Origin of the sequence: Persicirhabdus sediminis (assembly GCF_016595495.1) — a bacterium.
Classification (GTDB): Bacteria; Verrucomicrobiota; Verrucomicrobiia; order Verrucomicrobiales; family Akkermansiaceae; genus Persicirhabdus; species Persicirhabdus sediminis.
This window is the reverse complement of record NZ_JAENIM010000022.1, coordinates 37,320-57,199: the sequence shown is the minus strand read 5'-3', so window position 1 is coordinate 57,199 and position 19,880 is coordinate 37,320. Positions and strand designations below refer to the sequence as shown.

Annotated in this window: 10 protein-coding genes; 6 read left to right on the top strand and 4 right to left on the bottom strand. The window is 49.0% G+C overall.

What is annotated here, in order from left to right; translation table 11 throughout:
• Positions 1–41 precede the first annotated feature (41 nt).
• Positions 42–1,667, top strand: coding sequence for a DUF4339 domain-containing protein (locus JIN82_RS04935; protein WP_200310534.1), 1,626 nt, complete (start codon positions 42–44; stop codon positions 1,665–1,667).
• A 151-nt stretch (positions 1,668–1,818) separates the two neighbouring features.
• Here JIN82_RS04935 and JIN82_RS04930 read toward each other — a convergent pair whose 3' ends face one another.
• Together JIN82_RS04930 and sppA are read right to left on the bottom strand one after the other, a co-directional pair.
• A complete protein-coding gene (locus JIN82_RS04930) occupies positions 1,819–2,427 on the bottom strand; it encodes a hypothetical protein (protein WP_200310533.1) in 609 nt (202 codons plus the stop codon).
• 20 nt (positions 2,428–2,447) lie between these two features.
• The gene (sppA, locus tag JIN82_RS04925) at positions 2,448–4,235 is read right to left on the bottom strand and encodes a signal peptide peptidase SppA (protein WP_200310532.1); all 1,788 of its coding nucleotides are present in this window, start codon (positions 4,233–4,235) and stop codon (positions 2,448–2,450) included.
• 181 nt (positions 4,236–4,416) lie between these two features.
• Here sppA and JIN82_RS04920 point away from each other — a divergent pair, with 181 nt between their 5' ends.
• The 5 genes from JIN82_RS04920 (at position 4,417) to JIN82_RS04900 (ending at position 15,200) form a co-directional block, all read left to right on the top strand.
• Entirely contained in the window at positions 4,417–7,869 is a 3,453-nt protein-coding gene (locus JIN82_RS04920; protein WP_234041778.1) for a DUF1800 family protein, read from the top strand.
• 30 nt (positions 7,870–7,899) lie between these two features.
• Positions 7,900–9,492, top strand: coding sequence for a DUF1501 domain-containing protein (locus JIN82_RS04915; RefSeq protein WP_200310530.1), 1,593 nt, complete (start codon positions 7,900–7,902; stop codon positions 9,490–9,492).
• 126 nt (positions 9,493–9,618) lie between these two features.
• On the top strand, positions 9,619–13,047 hold the full coding sequence (locus JIN82_RS04910) for a DUF1800 family protein (RefSeq protein ID WP_200310529.1): 3,429 nt from the start codon (positions 9,619–9,621) through the stop codon (positions 13,045–13,047).
• Positions 13,048–13,051: 4 nt separating this feature from the next.
• Entirely contained in the window at positions 13,052–14,659 is a 1,608-nt protein-coding gene (locus JIN82_RS04905; protein ID WP_200310528.1) for a DUF1501 domain-containing protein, read from the top strand.
• Between the two features lie 13 nt (positions 14,660–14,672).
• Positions 14,673–15,200 carry a type II secretion system protein GspG gene (locus JIN82_RS04900; RefSeq protein WP_200310527.1) on the top strand — a complete coding sequence of 176 codons (528 nt, stop codon included), beginning with the start codon at positions 14,673–14,675 and terminating at the stop codon, positions 15,198–15,200.
• Between the two features lie 212 nt (positions 15,201–15,412).
• Here the strand turns inward: JIN82_RS04900 and sucB are convergent, their stop codons facing one another.
• Together sucB and JIN82_RS04890 are read right to left on the bottom strand one after the other, a co-directional pair.
• Positions 15,413–16,867 carry a dihydrolipoyllysine-residue succinyltransferase gene (gene sucB, locus JIN82_RS04895; protein ID WP_200310526.1) on the bottom strand — a complete coding sequence of 485 codons (1,455 nt, stop codon included), beginning with the start codon at positions 16,865–16,867 and terminating at the stop codon, positions 15,413–15,415.
• 39 nt (positions 16,868–16,906) lie between these two features.
• Positions 16,907–19,750 carry a 2-oxoglutarate dehydrogenase E1 component gene (locus JIN82_RS04890; protein ID WP_200310525.1) on the bottom strand — a complete coding sequence of 948 codons (2,844 nt, stop codon included), beginning with the start codon at positions 19,748–19,750 and terminating at the stop codon, positions 16,907–16,909.
• Positions 19,751–19,880 lie beyond the last annotated feature (130 nt).

Here is a 19,880-nt window from a genome sequence, read left to right as displayed (position 1 = left end):
ATTTGGCTTGCCGCTTTACACGTTTGTTTTATTGCTGGTGTATGAGTTTTTCCGATATTCGTCCGTGGATGATCACTGTTGCCGTGGTCAGCTTTCTGATGTTGCTAAAGTGGGGGCTAGCTATCCTTTCACAACGGACGATTAAACAGACTTATGAAAAGGAGTTGAAGCTTTTGCCCATAGTCATTGGTAGTGGGGTGAATGTGGATGAGAGTTTTTACAATGAGGTGGAGGAAGATTTTCACCGCCATCAGGTTGTGCAGTTGGGGGATTTTGCGGTAGCTGCTGAGCTGGAGAATGATGCTAAGAATGCATCGCCAATTAGGTTTGGGCTCGCTGATGATGGGAAAATCATTGTCTCAGCGGTGGATGTGGCTCTGCCCAAGATTTTCAAGATTCTTGGGAGGATGATGCGAGGAAAGAGAGGTCTCGTGGGCGTAGAGTGCTGCAGCCAACTGGATGATGGTACGAAGATTCTGACCAAAAATGCAATGCGCACGCCTAAGCGGGTTGGCACGGAGTATATTGAGGTGGAATATGTGGATAAAAAAACGAGCCTCGAACAGCTGCTGGGGTTTCATCGTTACCGAGTGAATGAATATTTGCGCCGCCATCGGGGGGCTAAAGTGCAAGTCTTTGGATCGGTCGAGGAGGTAATTGCCTTTGAGGAGGAGGGGTTGAATGCTAGCGCGCAGCTATTTCGCCAAAATAATTATCAATTTACAAAAGAGGAGCAGAAGCAGCTGGAGCAAAAACAGACGGCTGTGAGGGTGTCTGAGCCAATTATGGCTGAACAGATTGGCCTTGGGCCAGCTGCGGGTGGAATGGGGCAATTGTCAGCAGATGGAGGAGCTTCCACTCCGCCGCCATTAGCTCAGCCTCATGGCGGTGAAGCTGAATGGTATTATGCTCGAGGTGATCAGCAAAATGGGCCGGTTACTCTGAAAGCGCTGCGGAATATGTTTAAGCGCAACCAGCTGAATTTAGATCACGATAGGGTGTGGCATCCTAAAATGCCTGAATGGCTATTAGCTGGCGAGGTGGAAGAGTTTCAGCCCGATGCTATGGCGCGGGCAGCTGCTGAGGAGGAAAATGAGACGGCTATTTTTGAGCCCTCTGCGGCGAGCTTGCGGGCAGCGAGTGAGGCTGATTACGCCATGGGCATGATCGAATTTAATACCTACGGAGGCTTATCGCGCCGGTGGTTTTATTTGTGGGTTATTGTATTGATTCCGATAATAGAGGTGGTGCCGACATTTTTCATGACGGAAAGCTACTACGATGGCTTGTCTTCGATAACTCGGTGGGCCGCTATTCTATTGTTTGTCGTCGTTTCGGGATCGCGAGTGAGGAACCTAGGCATGGCTTCTGGCTGGTGGTGGTGCCTGTTACTGCCTATTGTAAATATTTGGATGTATTACCGATGTTATTGCTGCCCAGCGGGCTACGAAGATAGCCGTCAGCTGGATACAGCGGGCAAAGTATTAACGACGTTTTATGTGCTCTGCAATCTGTTGATTCTCGCGGTGCTGGGTATGATCTTTTTCTCGCTAGGAAGTGAAGGTTTCTTGGAGTCTATATTCGACTGGCTGGCGATGTATGAAGGCGATTATTATGAGCCCGAATATCAGGATCAATTTGACCCTGCTGTAGGTGGCAGCCCCTAGCGTGTTTAGCTTGAAATTTTCTCCCTGCTATTACTTGGGAGAAATGGAGGTGCAGACTAGCTAGCTGGAGAGCTAGCCGTGATGGGAGAAATTGTGGAGTCCCTAGCTAGCTCTGGATGCGTGTTATTGGTTAGCTGTATTCAGCAGTGATTTAGCTGGGGTGCTGCGATTGGTTTTGCTGGTACGGGCTAGGGCGGGTGAGCAGCTTGAAGATGCCCCACAAGAAGCTGATGCAAGCGAAGATAAAGCAGGCGATGCTGGCGGTGAAACCGAATGCCGCTGAACTAAGTAGCTGGAGTAGGTCTATGGTGCTGGTGGAAATGATGCGTTGTTCACGGTTCATGGCGTCGGCTTCGAAGAGGTATTCACCTGGCTCGGAGACCGAGAACAGCCCGAGTGAGTAGCGGCTGACGCCATTTTTGTGCACAACTTGCCCACCTAGCGGCATGAATTCAACGTAGCTAAGGTCATCGATGCGGCGCAGCGTGAAGTCGAATTTGCCTTCGATTTCTGGCTGGGTATCGATGTTCCTGCCGTTGAAATTGGTTTGGTAGTCGTGCCAGACGCAGATCAGGGTGGTGTCATGGATTTGGATGTGTTGCTCACCAGGAGCGGCCATGCTGGTGTAGTTTTTGCCTCCTTCAGTGGCGTGGTTGAGCATGGTGGCGATGGCGTAGAAAAACGCCGCCACTGAGCCGATAACTAAGACGATGGAAAAGATGAGAGGAAGGCAGCCTGAGCGAGATGGGCGGTCTGACATTGGGTGTAGTTAAGTTATTATTATGGTTGAATATGGAGAGTCGGGGATAGGAGTTGGATGTGGTGGGAGTTAATGGATTCCAGCTGTTTGATAGCTTGATCCACTTGTTGGAGATGGGGGGCTGAGAGGATGCGCAGTGCTGGGTGTGCTTGGGCGAACTCGGTGAAATTTTGACGCGCTAGTGACATGCCAATGAGTTCGTCGCCTTTATCTGGTCGCTGTGAGCTGAACATGCCTTCCAGCGGGCTCTTAGGTGCTGGCGTGAGGATGCTTGAGTCGGCGCTAATGCCTGCTTGCTCAGCGGCGTAGGCAATGGCTTGGTTGAGACCACCGAGTTGGTCGACGAGGCCAATATCGAGTGCTTGCTGGCCAGTGTAGACTCGTCCGCCAGCTAGTTTTTCGAGCTCACCTTGGAGGCGGTCGCCGCGACCGTCGGTGATGCGTTTTTTGAAAGTGGAGTAGACCTGCTGCATGGACTGGCGGATGAGCTCGGCTTCAGCTGGTGAGAATGGCTTGGAGCTGGTCATGATGCCGGCATTTTTTCCGCGCTGCTGGCTGTGGCTGGTGATGCCAAGTTTGTCCATGCTTCCTTGCAGGACTAATTTCATGCCGACCACGCCGATGGAGCCGGTGATGGTACCTGGCTCAGCGAAGATGCGATCTGCAGCGGCGCTGACGTAATATCCACCGCTGGCGGCGACGGATCCCATGGAGACGACAAATGGACGCTCGGTGGCCTTAAATGCGGTGGTGGCTTCCCAGAGAACATCGCTAGAGAGGGCTGAGCCGCCAGGTGAGTCGACTCGCAGGACGAGTGCTTTGCAGTTTTCGTCTTGGCTGAGTTTGATGATTTCGCGGCGTACAGGAGCGATGGATTTGTCGCTAATGGCTCCTTCTAGGGCGACGACGCCAATGTAGCCGTCTTTGGATTTTTTGTTTTTGTCTGACTGGAACATCAGCTTGACCACATCCATGAAGCTTTTGATTTCAGGTCCGTAGATGTCTGGTAGCTGGTAGGTTTGGTTGTAGTCAGCGTCTTCTCCGTAGGTTTCTTTGACCGCTTTGTTGAAGCTCGTGCGGTACATCAGCTGGTCGACTAGGCCGAGCTCTTTAGCCAGCTGGGCACTTGGATTGTTGTGGTTGATGAAATTTTCCACCTGCTCAGTGGTGAGCTGGCGGTGACCGGCGACTTGCTGAATGAGCTGCTGGTAGAGCGAGTCGAGCATGGCGGTATTTTGCTGTAAGGAATACTCGCTAGGCTCGGTACGATAGAGTGATTCACCTGCGCTTTTGAAATCACCAATGTGGATGACGTCGACTTGCATGCCCATTTTATCCAACATGCCCTTGAAGTAGAGGGACTCTGAATGAAGGCCGGTGAAGGTGACATTTGCCTCAGGCATGAGGGTGAAATGGTTAGCTGGCGCGCCAAGCAGCGCCATGCCATTGCTTAGCTGCTCGGTATAGACCCAGACGTCTTTTTCTGCAGCGCGTAGGTTTTGCAAACAGCGGGCGATTTCCTGAATTTGCGCAAGTTTGAGACCAGCTCCGCCAAAGTCGATCACCACAGCTACGACTTTTTCGTCATCAGCTGCTTTGGTCAAGCTCTGGGCGATATCGTAATGAGTAAGAGGGCGCTCGGGGGGGCCAAAGAGGCCACCCTGGTTCAGCCCACTTTCGCTGATAAGTCCCTCAATATCGTAGACGGCGACGATATTGGTATCAGATTTTTTGCTCTTAGCGGCAAATAGGCCGGAGCTCAGGGAAAGGCAGAGGAGTAAGATGGATAACAGCTTTATCGATTTCATATGGCGCGCTGGGTATGAGGAATACATACCACAGCTAGAGAACGAGATAAACTATCAATCTGGCTGAATAGTTTGTTGGGTTAGAATGTGCGTGAATGAGAATTTGTTTTTTCATAAATCTTGGGTCTGAAAGTTGATAACTTTATTATTGTGAGTAAGTTAGCTTGTTTTTCGCGGTAGGATGAAGTCATGGATTTACAAGAATGTAGATCATGTCCCCCACTTTTCTGTCTCGATGGGAAAATGGTGGATTGTGGTTGTCGGTTTGGTAGTTTCAGCTGGAAGGCTAGAAGCCATCTTAGACCTCAATGGCAATGGCGTCAGCGACGTATGGGAGCACAAATATCATGCAACGGAGTTAGTAGCTGATAGTGAGGCAAAAGCGAGGGATGCTGATGGTGACGGGCTGAGTAATTATGAAGAATCGATAGCTGGTACCAATCCATTTGATAGTGATTCTGGGCATAAACTTAAGCTCAGCTCGGAGCGCTGGAGTGATGATCATTTGATGATTTGGCTGCGATGTGAGACGCAAGAAGGTAAGGCCTATCAGCTGGTGTATAATGATTCATTAGGAGGGATGATGCACACTCTGTCAGCGCCGATTTCTGGCTATGACGGACTGCTAGAATTAGCGCTGCTTAGCGATGATGAGAAACAATTCTATCAAATCGTGGTGACGGATCTGGATTCAGATACTGATGGTCTGAGCGACTGGGAAGAGATAGAAATGGAGAATGTAAACTACCTGAAGCGAGATACCTACAGTGAGGAATTTGACCTAGTAGAGAACGACTATCAGCTTGCGACTATGCTGGCGGCTAATGAAATCTCTTGGCATGTGGAGCAGCAGTTAGCAGTAGAAAAAGAGCAAATTGATGGGGAGCTTATTTTCAGAAGGTCGGGGGCGATTAATTACGCTCAGAAATATTATCTCAAACGTGGAGGCCTAGCAGATGTCACAAAGAGTGCGGTGAGCGAGCTGGATTATCGCCTACTCAGAGGCGGGCAAGAGCTTGGTGAGGTATTGGTTTTTGCCGCTGGAGAAAGTGAAATTAGACTTCAGCTGGAGGCGCTACCTGACCAGCTAGTGGAGGTACCAGAATTTCTCCAGCTGGAGGTGCTGGATTCATCATGCCAGCTACGCATCTGTGACGCTACGATTGATACCGATAACTCTAGTTTGTATCTGGCTCGCTTGAGGCCTGAAAATGGAGCGCTCAGCGGAGCTAGTGGCGTGGCTTCCATATTAGTTCAGGGCGACAATGATTCAGCTAAAGTTTATTTAAATTTCAGCGGGCTGGGTTCGGCTCAGACTACCGCGCATTTGCATGTGGCTAATCCTGTGAGTGGTCCGCCAGTTCTACAGCTTCCCTTGGGGAAATTGCAGGCGCACCCGTGGCCAATTAGAGCAGCGCATTTTCTTATCAATGACCAGATGGTTTTGGATGCTCTGCGTGAAGGACGAATCTACATCAACGTGCACTCTGTGGATTTTCCAGCTGGAGAAATACGTGGTGATTTCCAGCTAGCTAGTGGCGCGCTAGAAATGCCTCCGCCACCGCCGGAACCAGTAGTCGCTGAGCTTAGCGGAGAGATGCTAGATTTTGAAATCGCTAGGTTTCTCACACAGGCGACATTTGGACCGACACCGCAGTCGCTGGCGGAGCTGAGAGAGAAGGTTCTATCCGCTGAATATAATGGTGATCGTATTGCCGCCTACTCTGATTGGATTGATGAACAGATGGCATTGCCTCAATCGTCATTACTAGCATTCCTAACGGCCGCAAATGAACATCAGATTTCACATTATCGCAATGATGTCGACCAGCCGTATTATAATGCAACTTATCAACCCAATATTTATAATCGTGAAATTGGCTGGTGGATCCAAGCGCTGTCGGCTCGTGATCAACTACGACAACGCATGGCTGCCGCCTTAGAGGAGATTATTGTAGTTAGCCGGAGCGGTAATGTTTATGTAAATTCTAGAGCCTATGGTCATTGTCATTATTACGATATGTTAGCTGAAAATGCTTTCTCCTCATATGATGACTTATTGAAGAAAATCTCTATCCACCCGATGATGGGCATCTATCTATCGTCATTAAAAAATCGAAAGGCTGAGTTAGCTGAAAATGGGGAGGTATTACGATCTCCTGACGAGAACTATGCACGTGAAATTCTGCAGTTATTTAGCATTGGCCTCTATCAATTACATCCAAACGGGATGGTTGTTCTAGCGGATGACGGTTTGCCAAGTCCAAGCTATGAACAGAGTGACATTAGAGAATTGGCGAGGGTTTTTACTGGCTGGTCGTTTTCGGCTTACAATAGCTCTGGGGCTCCAGAAGTGGCCTCGAATGAGAATTTTTGGCTATGGAATGGTTATCAATACTACGAAGCGCAGTGGGTGCATCCAATGAAACAGTTCGAGAGTTACCACGATGATGGAGCAAAAAAATTGTTTGAGATTGGCGTTGATGCGTTCAGCGGAGAGAAAATTTACGATCTGCAATTACCAGCAGGTTTGACGGGTGAAGAAGAGCTAGACCAAGTAATTGCTTATCTATCAAATCATCAGAATACAGCGCCATTCATTACTCGCCGCTTAATTCAACGATTGGTCACTTCTAACCCATCTGAAGCCTATGTGCATCGTGTCGCTTCGGTTTGGTTAGCTCATAATGGCGACCTAGGAGAAGTTCTAAAGGCCATTTTGCTAGATTATGAGGCGAGAACGCTGGACTTCGATAGCGTAGCGATACAGGGCAAAAAAAAGGAACCCATGATTCACTTTGCTGGTTTGGCACGCATGCTTGAAGCCAAAGGCGAAATCCCGATGTCAGTCTACGCAGATCAAGATCGCTTGGGTGAGAAAGCTCTCAGCGCGGAGCAGCTAGCTAGCTATGATGCTGCGGCGACAGCTCCACGGCTATGGTATACAGGTGCTCACCTCCTACAGAATCCTCTAGCAGCCCCATCGGTGTTTAACTGGTTTTCCCCTGACCATTCGCCTGTTGGTGAGTTGAGTCTAGCTGGAGCGGTGGCTCCTGAATTTCAGCTGATAGATGAGACGCAGGTGGTTAAAAATGTAAATTATATTAACACATTACTTAATTATTATCTGGGGATTAGTGGCCACCGGCTCAGCTACTTTGAATACCCTCCATATTCGTATAGCGTGCATGCCGATCATTTGCGTGTCGACTTCTCGGTGGAAGCCCATTTAGCGCAAGTTTACCTCTCAATGATGGATACTAACGGTGATAATATGGTTAGCCCATTGGATACAACTTTCAATAACAGGGCTGCGATAGTTGCTGCCAGTGAAGCCTTAGTAGATGAAATCGATTTGTATTTATGTGCAGGCTGGATGAAGCGTCGGTTTGGTGTCGGTTATCAAGCTGAGCTGTCAGTGGGGCCAGAATTTCCAGTTTTAAGGCAGGACAATGCCCGAGATTTATTTATTCATACCGTAGCTATGGTCAAACATCATGAAGATGGAACCATGGCAACAGGATCGGTGACAGACGAAACCGCTGCAGCGATTCAACATGAGATCATCAAACAGCGAATTATCACCGCTGTCTATCTGATCTCCACCAGCTCATACAGCATGAATCAGCACTAACACGATTCAATAAACAACCCCCTGAAATTAATGAATACCCCCAATCGTGGGCTATCTCGCCGTGCGTTTATTCGCCAGAGCGCGTGTGCCAGCTTAGGTATTAGTGCCTTAGTAAATTCAATCACCCAGCTTAAATTACTGGGCTCAGCTGTAGCTAGTACAGATGTATCTACTTCTGATTATAAAGCTTTGATCTGCATATTTCTAGCTGGAGGTAACGACTCCGCTAATATGATTTTCCCTATTGGCGACCCAGCTACTGATGAAGTTAGAGCTGACTATGAGGCTGCCCGGCGAGATGTGGCGCAGCCAAAGTTAGGAGATGAAGGTTTTCCGCTAGAAGGCACGATTCTTAGTTTACCGAATGGTGAGGGAGGAAGTCAGCAAACTAAAGCATTTGATAAACACTATGCTGGGCAAGTTCCAGCAATGGGGGTGAATCCTAGAGCCCCTGAACTTGCTGAAATGTTCAACGATGGAGATCTAGCCTTTGTTTGTAATGTCGGATCACTCGTTGAGCCAATTATTAGTCGTGACGCCTACATTCAAAAAGAAGTAGCTCGTCCTAAGCAGCTATTTTCTCACTCTAACCAGCAGAAACAATGGCAGACATCTATCGCCGATGAGGCTATGCAAACTGGCTGGGGGGGACGAATCGCTGACTTGCTTCATTCGTCTGGCAGTAGCGATAAGGTGTCGATGTTAGTTTCTATGGCTGGGATCAACTCGTTTGAGATTGCTGGCGGTAATTCTAACTTGAGCCAGTATGTCATGTCTACTAACGGGGCGGAGCCGTATTCAGGTTATGGATCATCAGCCAGTCCATATAGTAATGCGTATGCGAATGGTGTGGATGCATCGTCGGGTTATCTACAGACAGATACGGGTCGGCGTCTAGCTGCTTTTGAAGGGGTAATGAATAACGTGCAAGCAAACCTCATGGATGAAGAGTATTATAAACGCGTACGTTCTAGCAGAAATTACCAAGCTTCTGTAGAAGCAGCTTTAATAGCCGCTTCTGCCACAGGCGTTGATTTTGATGAAAAGTTTGCCAATGCCAATTCTTCATTGGGTAGACAATTAAAGATGGTGGCGAAGTTAATTGCCGGTCGCCAGCAGATTGGTAATGCGAGGCAGATATTCTTTTGCCGTGTTGGAGGTTACGATAACCATAGTGGATTGCTAGAGAACCATGGCAATGTGATGGCTGAACTCTCTAGCTCGATAGCGGCACTGCGCGATACTTTGAAGGACCCTGCTGTAGATTGTTTTGATAGTGTGACTACATTCACGTCCTCTGATTTCAGCCGCACCTTGAACCCTAATGCCTCATCTGGGACTGATCATGCCTGGGCTGGTCACTGCATCGTGATGGGCGGGGCGGTGAATGGCGGTGACCTCTATGGCCATTTTCCATCGCTGAAATTAGGAGATCAAGAGGGGTCGATAGATAGCCATTCCTCACGAGGATTACTCATTCCTGACGTCTCAGTAGACCAATATTCGGCAGTAATTGCGTCATGGTTTGGTGTAGAATCGACCGAAATGGAAACAGCCTTTCCTTATCTGTATAGATTTGACGACCCATTTACGGTGAATGAAATGAATCTGAAATTCCTCTAATCCACCTCATCGATTTATGTGACAAGTGTGTGAAATGATGTTCATCTAAAGTGATTTTAAGCCGTTGTGGTACGGCCGATTGTTTGATACGTTTAGGAAAATCTCCCAGAATGAATCAATCATACAATGAACTTTGGTACGAAAAAATCGGGAGATGGTCAGACACGTGGCGTCATTTCTAGCAGGATGAATGTTTTGCGACTGGGCATTTTCTATAGCCTCGTCGTAGCTTCAGTGCCGGCAGCGAAGGGCCAAATAGATGGCAACGATAATGGTGTTTCTGACGTTTGGGAAATGCGTTATGATGCTGTTGATTTAGTAGCTGACGAACTTAGCCGGAATGCTGATGAGGATGGCGATGGTTTTTCTAACTATGAAGAGGGGATAGCTGGGACGGATCCGCGTGATCCTCTATCTAAGCCACGATTAAATAACTTGGTCAAACAAGGAGGTAAAGTGAGTCTTAGTGGTGATGCTCAGCGCGGAAAAAAATACCAACTGTATCGTTCTATAGATCTCTCAGAAGATAGTTGGCAGCCAGCTGGAAGTGCTGTGTTAGCAGATTCTTCCGCTTTACTAGCTGAACTCACTGGTCAGTTGGAGCAGCAATTTTTCTATCGTTTTGAAGTACTAGATCACGACGGAGATAATGATGGCTTGAGTGATTGGGACGAGCTCCACTTGGAAGGCTTTGATAGAGGAGCTGCTGATAGTTTCTCAGCGGACTCATTAGCTAGTGATATGGAAGTGTGGTCAGCATTGGCTGCAAACAATATCGAGGTATTTGTAGATTCTGCTAGAGCTTATGAAAAAGAGCAGCAGCCGGCTGAAATTAGGCTGGTTCGTTCAGGTGATACTAACTATGCGCAGCGCGTTTATTTGCGAGTCAAGCCTAGCGATGATAGTGAAAAAGGCGCAGCTCAGGCTGATGATTATAAGTTAGTTTCGCAGGGTCAAGAGCTCATTAACTACGTTGTGATTCCAGCTGGTAGTGATTCTGTTTTGATCGAGGTGCACGCAAATTTAGATCAGCAAGCTGAGGTGCCAGAAAAGCTAACCATTCAGGCGGCTGGACAATTAGCTGAGTTAGAGATCTGCGATGCTACCAATACCTTTGAGAACCAGAAACTCTTCATTGCCTATCTCAGGCCTGAAGATAATGCGGTCACAACTGCTTCTGGTTTGGCTACGATTTTGCTAGAGGGAGATAATTCTGTTGGCTCAGTTCAGCTGAGCTTCCACGGGCTGACTTCCTTGCAGACCGCGGCGCATATGCATCTGCGCAATCCTGTCAGCGGACCGCATATTGAGAGTTTACCGCTAGGCCAGGTGAGTGGTCACAGTTGGGCTGTTGAGGCGGCGCAATTTATCACTACTGACCAAGGCATGCTAGATGCTCTCTATCAGGGGCAGATATATATCAATGTGCACTCAGCGATGTATCCAGCTGGTGAGATTAGAGGTGATTTTTCCCAACAGGACGCGGGGACTGAGTTGATTATTCCTGACTCACCACCAGAAATCACCGTGCTGGAGGGAGATGAACTGAACCGCGACATCGTTAGGTTTTTAACTCAGGCTAGTTTCGGTGCGACGCCAGATACGATTAAAAGCCTGCGTAAGCGCATCAATAATGAACACGGTGGCGACCGGATGGCGGGTTACGAGGCGTGGATTGATGATCAGTTAGGTATGGCGATGCCGTCGATGGAGAAATTCATGCGGGCGATGGATCAGCATCAAATCTCTCACTTCAGGAATGATAGCGACAAGGGCTATTTTAATGAAGGATACAATCCAGGCGTGACCAACCGTGAAACCGCGTGGTGGTTGTTAGCTCTACATGCCAAAGATCAGCTGCGACAGCGCATGACTTTTGCGCTCAGTGAAGTTTACGTTACAAGTCGAGTTGATCCAGTGATTCAAGACAGAGCGTATGGGCATACCAATTATTATGATATGCTCATGTCAAATGCCTTTGGAGATTTTCGAACCTTGCTAGAGGATGTGTCTACGCATCCCATCATGGGGCAATATTTATCTTCTTTGGGTAATCAGAAAGCGGTGACGAATGAGCTAGGAGAAGTGATTATTTCTCCCGATGAGAACTATGCTCGCGAGCTTATGCAGCTGTTTTCTATCGGTCTGATAGAATTGCATCTAGATGGATCTATAAAACTTGGTGGCGATGGCTTGCCCATTGCGACCTACGAGCAAGAAGATATTGTTGAGCTAGCTAGAGTATTTACGGGCTGGTCGTATTCTATCATCAATGAGCCAAAATCTTCACTAACTGAAGTAGAGAATGATAACTTCAGCTATTCAAGCGGGAAACAATACTATGAGTCCCAGTGGATGCATAGGATGAAGAATTTTGCGGAATATCACGATGATGGAGCCAAGGCTTTGTTTGTGCGCGAAGGCATTGCTCAGCTTGAGATTCCAGCTGGCGGCGATGGTGAAAGTGATCTTGAAGCGGTGATGAATTATCTAGCTAGTCACGACAATGTTGCGCCATTTATGGCGCGTCGACTGATTCAGCGTTTCGTGACTTCTAACCCATCAGCTGGCTATATCTATCGAGTCGCTAGCAAATGGCAAGAGACCGACGGCAATTTAGGTGAAGTGGTGAAGGCCATCTTGCTAGATTATGAAGCTCGTTCGGTTTCATTAGTTGACAATGTTGGCTATGGTAAGAAGAAAGAGCCACTTATACATGTATCTGCGGTGATACGCGCGTTAGATGGGAAATCTGAAATTCCGCTAGATATCTTAGGTGATGAAGAAAGAATGGGAGAATATGCATGGGGTAACTATGCGCTCAAGAGATATGATAGCGACGCTACGATAGTGCGCTTTTTGTCATCTAATACTCCACTAGGCCAGCGTCCGTTAGCAGCGCCATCGGTATTTAACTGGTTCCTACCTAGCTATTCACCAGTTGGCATACTGGCTTCAAGTGGAGCCGTAGCGCCTGAGTTCCAAATAGCGAATGAGGTATCAGTCATCAATCACATCAACTTCTTAGAGGACCTGCTTAGAAATGATAATGGCGTAGGTTTGGTTTCATTGCCTTATTTAGAAGATGAACCCTATTTGCTAAGCAAGTACGCTGACCATCTAGTAGTGGACCGATCCGCTACTTCAGGTATGGGGAAAGTGTACATGAATGTGATGGATAAAAACAATGACGGCAAAGTTAGTCCTCTTGATAATACATTCAACAATAGAGAGAAAATCGTACAGGCTTGTGAAGAGTTAGTGGATTACCTAGACTTGTTATTGTGTGCGGGTGAGCTCAAGCGTCGTCATGCTGAAGGTTACGTTCGGGAGTTAGGCACGGATGATTTACGGACCAATGTACGCTTAGATAACCCACGCGACGTCATCATTCACGCTGTAGCGATGACCTATTACTATTACGATGATGATGAGGCTTCAGATAGTCTTACTGAAGAGGAAGCCGATGCGCGTCAGGCGCTGATATTTAATGACCGGCTAGAAGTTGCTGCTTACCTGATTTCTAGCTGTCCCTATTCAATGATTCAAAAATAAGAAAATGAAGAACTATCAAAAAGAAGAGAGGCAGACGCGTCGTGATTTCCTACGTCAGTCAGCGTGTGCATCCTTAGGCGTTAGTGCCATTGTTAATACTCTGGCGCAGATGCGCCTGATGACAGCGGCAATGGGCCAGGAAGGACTAGTCAATACTGAGTACAAGGCGATGGTGTGCCTCTTCATGAATGGCGGCAATGATTCGAATAACATGATTTTCCCGATTGGGATCGCTGAGGATGACGAGTTGCGTGCCGACTACGAGCAAGCCCGAGGTGTGTTAGCTCTGCCGCGCACGCAGAGTGATGGCTCAGAGCTAACGGATACAGCGCTCAATCTGCCAGACGGTTCTGGGGAGTTAGATAAATGTCGCGCCTTTGATAAACATCATGGAGGCGAAATACACCCAATAGCTGTGCACCCATCAGCGGCGCCAATGGCTGAGATGTTTAATGATGGCGATCTAGCCTTTGTGTGTAACGTGGGAACTCTAGCTGAACCGATACCCAACAGAGATGCGTACGTGAACCGTTTGGTTAATTTACCTACCCAGCTATTTTCTCATTCTAACCAGCAGACTCAGTGGCAGTCATCGATAGCTGATCAAACATTCACATCTGGATGGGGCGGGCGAGTAGCTGACCTATTGAATGCCTCATATAACGACTCAGGCAAAGTCTCGATGTCGATTTCTCTCAAGGGGGTGAATTCGTTTCAGACGGGAATTGGTGGAGGTGTTAGCCAGTATATTGTGAATTCATCTGGCGCTGTATCATTAGATGGATATGGGACTAATACGAAACCTTACAAGTATGCCTACCAAAATACTGTGGACGTAACAGATGGTTATAAGGCCACTAATCAAGGCCGGCAGTTGCAGGCCTTTAATGATATTTTGGACTTAACTCATGAGAATTTGTTGGAGGAGAATTATCAGCAAATCGTACGCTCAGCGCGCGCGACTGAGGGGGTGGTAGGCGCTGCGCTCACAGCTGCATCGCAGACTGGGGTAGACTTCGATCTGAAATTCGCCAATGCGAAGAGTAGCTTGGGAGATCAGTTAAAGACGATTGCTAAGCTGATCGCTGGCCGATCAGCTTTGGGAAATAGCCGGCAGATATATTTCTGTGAGATTAGTGGTTATGATACGCACTCGAGTTTGCAAGCTAGCCATGCTGAGTTGATGGAGGAGCTATCTAACGCGCTGAAGGCATTTCGCGATACGCTGAAAGACCCGGCGATAGATATCTTTGATCAGGTGACCACATTTACTGCGTCTGATTTCAACCGTACGCTGACGCCTAACGGCACAAGTGCCTCAGCTGGCTCAGATCACGCTTGGGGTGGACATACGATTGTTATGGGTGGCGCAGTGAAAGGCGGCCAGTTGTATGGCAGTTTTCCATCACTCAAGGTTGGCGACCAAATTGGCTCGATAGATTCTCACAAAAGTCGAGGTAGATTGATTCCTGATATATCTGTCGACCAATATTCATCCGTGTTAGCTAATTGGTTTGGAGTGGATTCCAACGCCAGAGAACTAATTTTTCCAAACTTTGCTCGCTTTGATGACCCATTTTCAGTAGCTTCAACTAACCTCGATTTTCTTTAATCCAGATCAGCTGATGTCAAAAGTCTCAACCTTAATCGTTTTGGTCCTAATTCAGACCATTCTATTGCTATTTATCTTCGACCAAGAATTTGGTCCGATGGATGAGCTTGGAGAGAGAAGCAAACAGTCTGCTGAGTTGGGGCCTGAGGCATTAAATGACGAGTGGGAGGCTCTGCAGAAGCGCAAGAAGGTCACTCTAATGGCTGTGTCGGAAACTACCGATCAGCTGAACCAGAAGGATGGAGATGCGGAGGAGGATATGCAAATTATCCAACAGCTATTTAGTGTCTATCGTTCGGCGTTAGGTAGCCATCCTATTGGTGAGAATGACGAAATCACAGCAGCTCTCACAGGTGATAACGATAAAGGGGTGGCGGTGATAGATGCTTCACATCCTAGCATTTCTAGCTCTGGTGAGCTGCTTGATAGATGGGGGCATGCTTACTTTTTTCATAACATCAGTGAGAGTTCTACGGAAATTCGTTCAGCTGGCCCGGATGGGCAAATGCATACCGAAGATGACATTGTCGTCAGGTATTAGTTTTTAGCAAATATCTAGCGAATTGATATTGGCCCGCCTTTTTCGAGAGGAGGGCTATATTTTTGCCCCTAGCTGGCCGCTAGTGGTTCGCTATCTTATGGAGAGCCTAGCTTGCCAGCTGGCTAGTGGCTAGTAGTGAGGGGTAGACAAAAAACGACCCCGTCAGCTGGCTGACGAGGTCGTTTGGAAATGGTGATATTCTCAGCTGAGAATTACATCTCGAGCATGAGACGAGATGGGTTCTCGATGCAGTCTTTGATGCGGATGAGGAAGGTCACGGCTTCTTTGCCATCGACGAGTCTGTGGTCGTAGCTGAGAGCGAGGTTCATCATTGGCGCGATCACGACTTGGCCATTTTCAGCGATTGGACGCTGCTGGATGGTGTGCATGCCGAGGATGCCGCTTTGTGGCGGGCTGAGGATTGGTGTGCTGAGCAGTGAGCCGTAGACGCCGCCGTTGGAGATGGTGAATACACCACCTTGGAGGTCTTCCATGGTGATTTTTCCTTCCTTAGCTTTGATGGCGTAGGCAATGATCTCGTTTTCGATTTCAGCAAATGACTTTTTATCACAGTCGCGCAGCACGGGAACGACGAGGCCTTTTTCGGTGCCGATGGCAACGCCGATGTCGTAGAAGTTGTTTTGCACGATGTCGGTGCCTTCAATGCTCGCATTGATCTGTGGCACGTCTTTGAGCGCTTGCACAGTGGCTTTGACGAAGAATGACATGAAGCCGAGCTTAACGCCGTGTTTGCTGACAAAGTCGTCTTGCACGCTCTTGCGCAGCTGCATGACAGAGCTCATGTTGCACTCGTTGAAAGTGGTCAGGATGGCTGCTGTTTGCTGGGCGTTGACGAGGTGGCTGGCGATCTTGCGGCGCAGCATGCTCATCTTGGTACGTGTGTAACGTCCGTCGCTGTCTGGGCGTGGTGAGCCGGCTTTTTCGCCAGTGCTGGCTGCGAGCTCAGCTTTTGGCTTAGGCGCAGGTGCTGGAGTAGCAACTGGTGCTGGAGCTGGTTTAGCTGGTGCAGGTGCCGGAGCAGGTTTAGCTGGAGCAGCTACTGGAGCTGGAGTTTCAGCAACCGCTTCTTTTTTCTCAGGAGTGGATGTAGATGAGCGTTTTTCAGCGCTGCCACCAACGAGGATGGAGGCGATGACGGTACCGATAGGTACTTCTTCACCTTCAGGCGCGATGATGTTGATGACGCCAGTTTCGTCGGCTTCGATTTCGGTAGAAACTTTATCGGTATCGAGTGTGGCGATGACGCTACCCTTTTCAACAACTTGACCAGTGCTTGCGTGCCACTGAGCGATGTTGGCTGAAGTGATGGATTCACCTGCTGCAGGAACCACAACGTCGACTGACTTGCCGTGGTTTTCACTAGGTGCGTCGCTTTCAGCTGGAGCTGCTTGTTGAGGAGCGGCTGAAGCGTCGGCTTTTTCGATGACGGCCACTACGGTGCCAATGCCCACTTCTGTATCAGCATCTACGTTGATAGTAATGATGCCAGATGTGGTGGCTTCAATCTCGGTAGAAATTTTGTCGGTTTCGATCGTGAGGATGGTTTCACCCTTTTTTACGTAGTCGCCAGTGGCTTTGTGCCACTTGGCAATGTTTGCTGATGTGATGGATTCTCCAACAGCGGGTATTGTGACTTCTGTAGACATGGTTGTGGTCAGAAACTTATGGTTGAGTAGTGGTGCAGGTTAAACCTGAAAGGCGGCTTCCACGAGTTCTTTTTGCTGAGCAATGTGCTTAGCCTTGAATCCAGTGGCTGGACTTGGCGAAGCGACGCGGCCTGCATACTTGATGTAAACTTGTAGATGTTCTCCCAGGATAGGGTTGATGAAGCTGTAGGCACCCATGTTTTTGGGTTCTTCTTGGCACCATACCCAGTCTTTGACTTCTGTGAACTCAGTCAGCAGAAGGTCAAGCAGCTCGTGGTTGAATGGGTAGAGCTGTTCGACTCGGATGATGGCAACGTTCTCGATGCCTGCGGCTTCACGGTGGGCGACTAGATCGTAGAAGACCTTACCAGTACAGAAAATAACGCGCTCAACTTTCTCTGGGTTGGCAAATGTTTTGCTGTCTGGAAGGAGTTCTTGGAAGCAACTGCCGTCAGTAAAGTCCTCTATAGTGGATACGGCCTCTGGGCGGGTAAGCAAACTTTTTGGTGTCATAATGACAAGTGGTTTGCAGAAATCGCGGTGCAGCTGGCGGCGCAGGACATGGAAATACTGCGCCGGAGTGGTCAGGTTAGCGACGATGATATTATCTTTGGCGCACAGCTGGAGGAATCGTTCTGGGCGAGCGGATGAGTGCTCCGGTCCCATGCCGTCGTGGCCGTGAGGCAGCAGCATGACGATGCTACTGTTGGTGCGCCACTTGGTTTCAGCTGTGGAAATGAACTGGTCAATGATCACCTGGGCGCCATTGGAGAAATCACCAAACTGAGCTTCCCACATGATCAACATGTCTGGCATGCCGAGTGAGTAACCGTAGTCGAAGCCGAGCACGGCTGCTTCGGAAAGCAGGCTGTTGTAAATGCAGAATTTGCCTTGATCTTCAGACAGGTGGTTGAGCGGGATGTAGCGCTCGCGGTTGTTTGAATCGTAGAATACAGCGTGGCGGTGGCTGAATGTGCCACGGCGCACGTCCTGACCTGAGAGGCGGACTGGTTTGCCTTCCTTGAGCAGGGCGCCCCAGGCGAGTGACTCAGCAAATGCCCAGTCGAATGTACCGCCGAGTTCCAGCGCGCTTTGGCGGCGAGGAATGAATCGCTTGGCCAGCGTTGGGTGGAGGTTAAATCCTTCCGGCAGGGTGGTGAGCTTGCCACCGATGTCCATCAGTTCAGCTGGGCTGATGCCTGTCTGGCACGGTTCGTGTGAGTATTTTGGCTGAGATTCACCAGTAGACTCTGAGAAAATGGAGCGGTCACCAGCTTCGAGGTGTTTCTGCAGCTTGTTGTAGCCATTTTCCAGCTCTTCTTGCACAGACATCTCGATGTTCTGCGCTTCCACTTCGCTGAGTGAACCGCTTTCGATGAGCTGGTTTTTGTATAGCTGGCCAGCTGGCAGACGCTGAGAGATCGCGCGTGCTGTTTGTGGCTGGGTGAAGGCGGCTTGGTCGGCCTCGTTGTGACCGTGGCGACGGTAGCAGTACATGTCGATGACGATGTCGCGCTGGAATTTCTGGCGGAACTCAAGTGCCAGCTCAGCGGCCCAGATGAGATCTTCAGGGCTTTCGCCGTTCACGTGGAGAATTGGTGCGTCAATCATCTTGGCAACGTCAGTGGCGTAGATGGATGAGCGAGCATCAGCTGGCATAGTGGTGAAACCAATCTGGTTGTTCACTACAAGGTGGACAGTACCACCAGTTTTGTAGCCAGGAAGCTGGGAGAGGTTGAGCACCTCTGTAACGGATCCTTGACCAGCCATTGCGGCGTCACCGTGGATGAGCACTGGCAATACAGTCTCGCGGTTGACTTCAGCGCCTTCAGCGGTGATGCGACCGTGGTTGATGCGCTGGCGGGCACGAGCTTTTCCTTCCACCACTGCATTCACAGCTTCGAGGTGGCTCGGGTTAGCAGCCAGAGAAACACGGACTTTTTTGCCGTCTGCGAGCTTGCGCTCTACTTCGTAGCCGAGGTGGTATTTCACATCACCGTCACCGTCTGTGTAGCCGGGAACGTAGTTTGGTGTGAATTCGTAAAGAATGGTAGTGAGAGATTTTTTCAGGAAGTTGCGCAGCACGCTGAGGCGTCCGCGGTGGGCCATGCCCATTTCAATTTCCTTACACTTGAGCTCTGGGCATTTTTCCAGAATCGAGTTGAGAAGAACGAGCAAACCTTCGCCACCTTCGATGGAGAAGCGTTTTTCGCCGAGGAATTTTTTACCGAGGAAGGCTTCGAAAAGTTCCGGCTCGAGGATCCAGCGCAGTGCCTTGCTGATGCTTTCTTTGCTCAGTTGTGGTTCAAATGGCTTTTGCTCGATGCGGTCGATGATCCACTCGCGCACGTCGCGGTCGTGAATGTGCATGAATTCAAATCCAATCTTGCCGCAGAATGCTTTTTCCAATCCGGCAAACATTTCCTTCAGTGGAACTTTTTTACCATCGTAGTAATAGACAGATGAAGCTTCGCGCTCGAGGTCGGCGGATGTGAAGCCAAAGCTGTTAATTGACAGCGTTGGGTTGAGCTCGGCGTCATCGCGAAGTGGGTCTACGTGGGCTTGGGTATGACCCATGCGACGGAAGTGGTAGATCATGCTCACGACCTTGCCGCGGAACTCTAGCATTTCATCATCGAGCACAGGGACACCAGTGGATGCGGGCAGCTGCTCTGGCTGGCTCACTACAGGGATGGACGCGGCGGGAGCGGCTTGGGTAGCCGTCTGCTCACTATCAGTTGATTCACTTTGGGTTACCCCGAGTTCGAATCCTTCGAAAAAGGCGGCCCAATCAGCTTCCACTGACATTGGGTTATCACACCATTGTTCGTATTTCTGTTCTAGGAGGTGAGCATTGCCACGAGGCGAGACGTTTGAGTTCATTGTTTGATGACTGGATTAAAAATTGCCCGAGTCTCACGTTTTTAGTGCTTGGTGCGCGCGAGACTTGAGTCTAATAGTGGAGACGCTAGCAAGAGTCAACGCACAAGCTCTGAAAGTGTGCATATTTTTA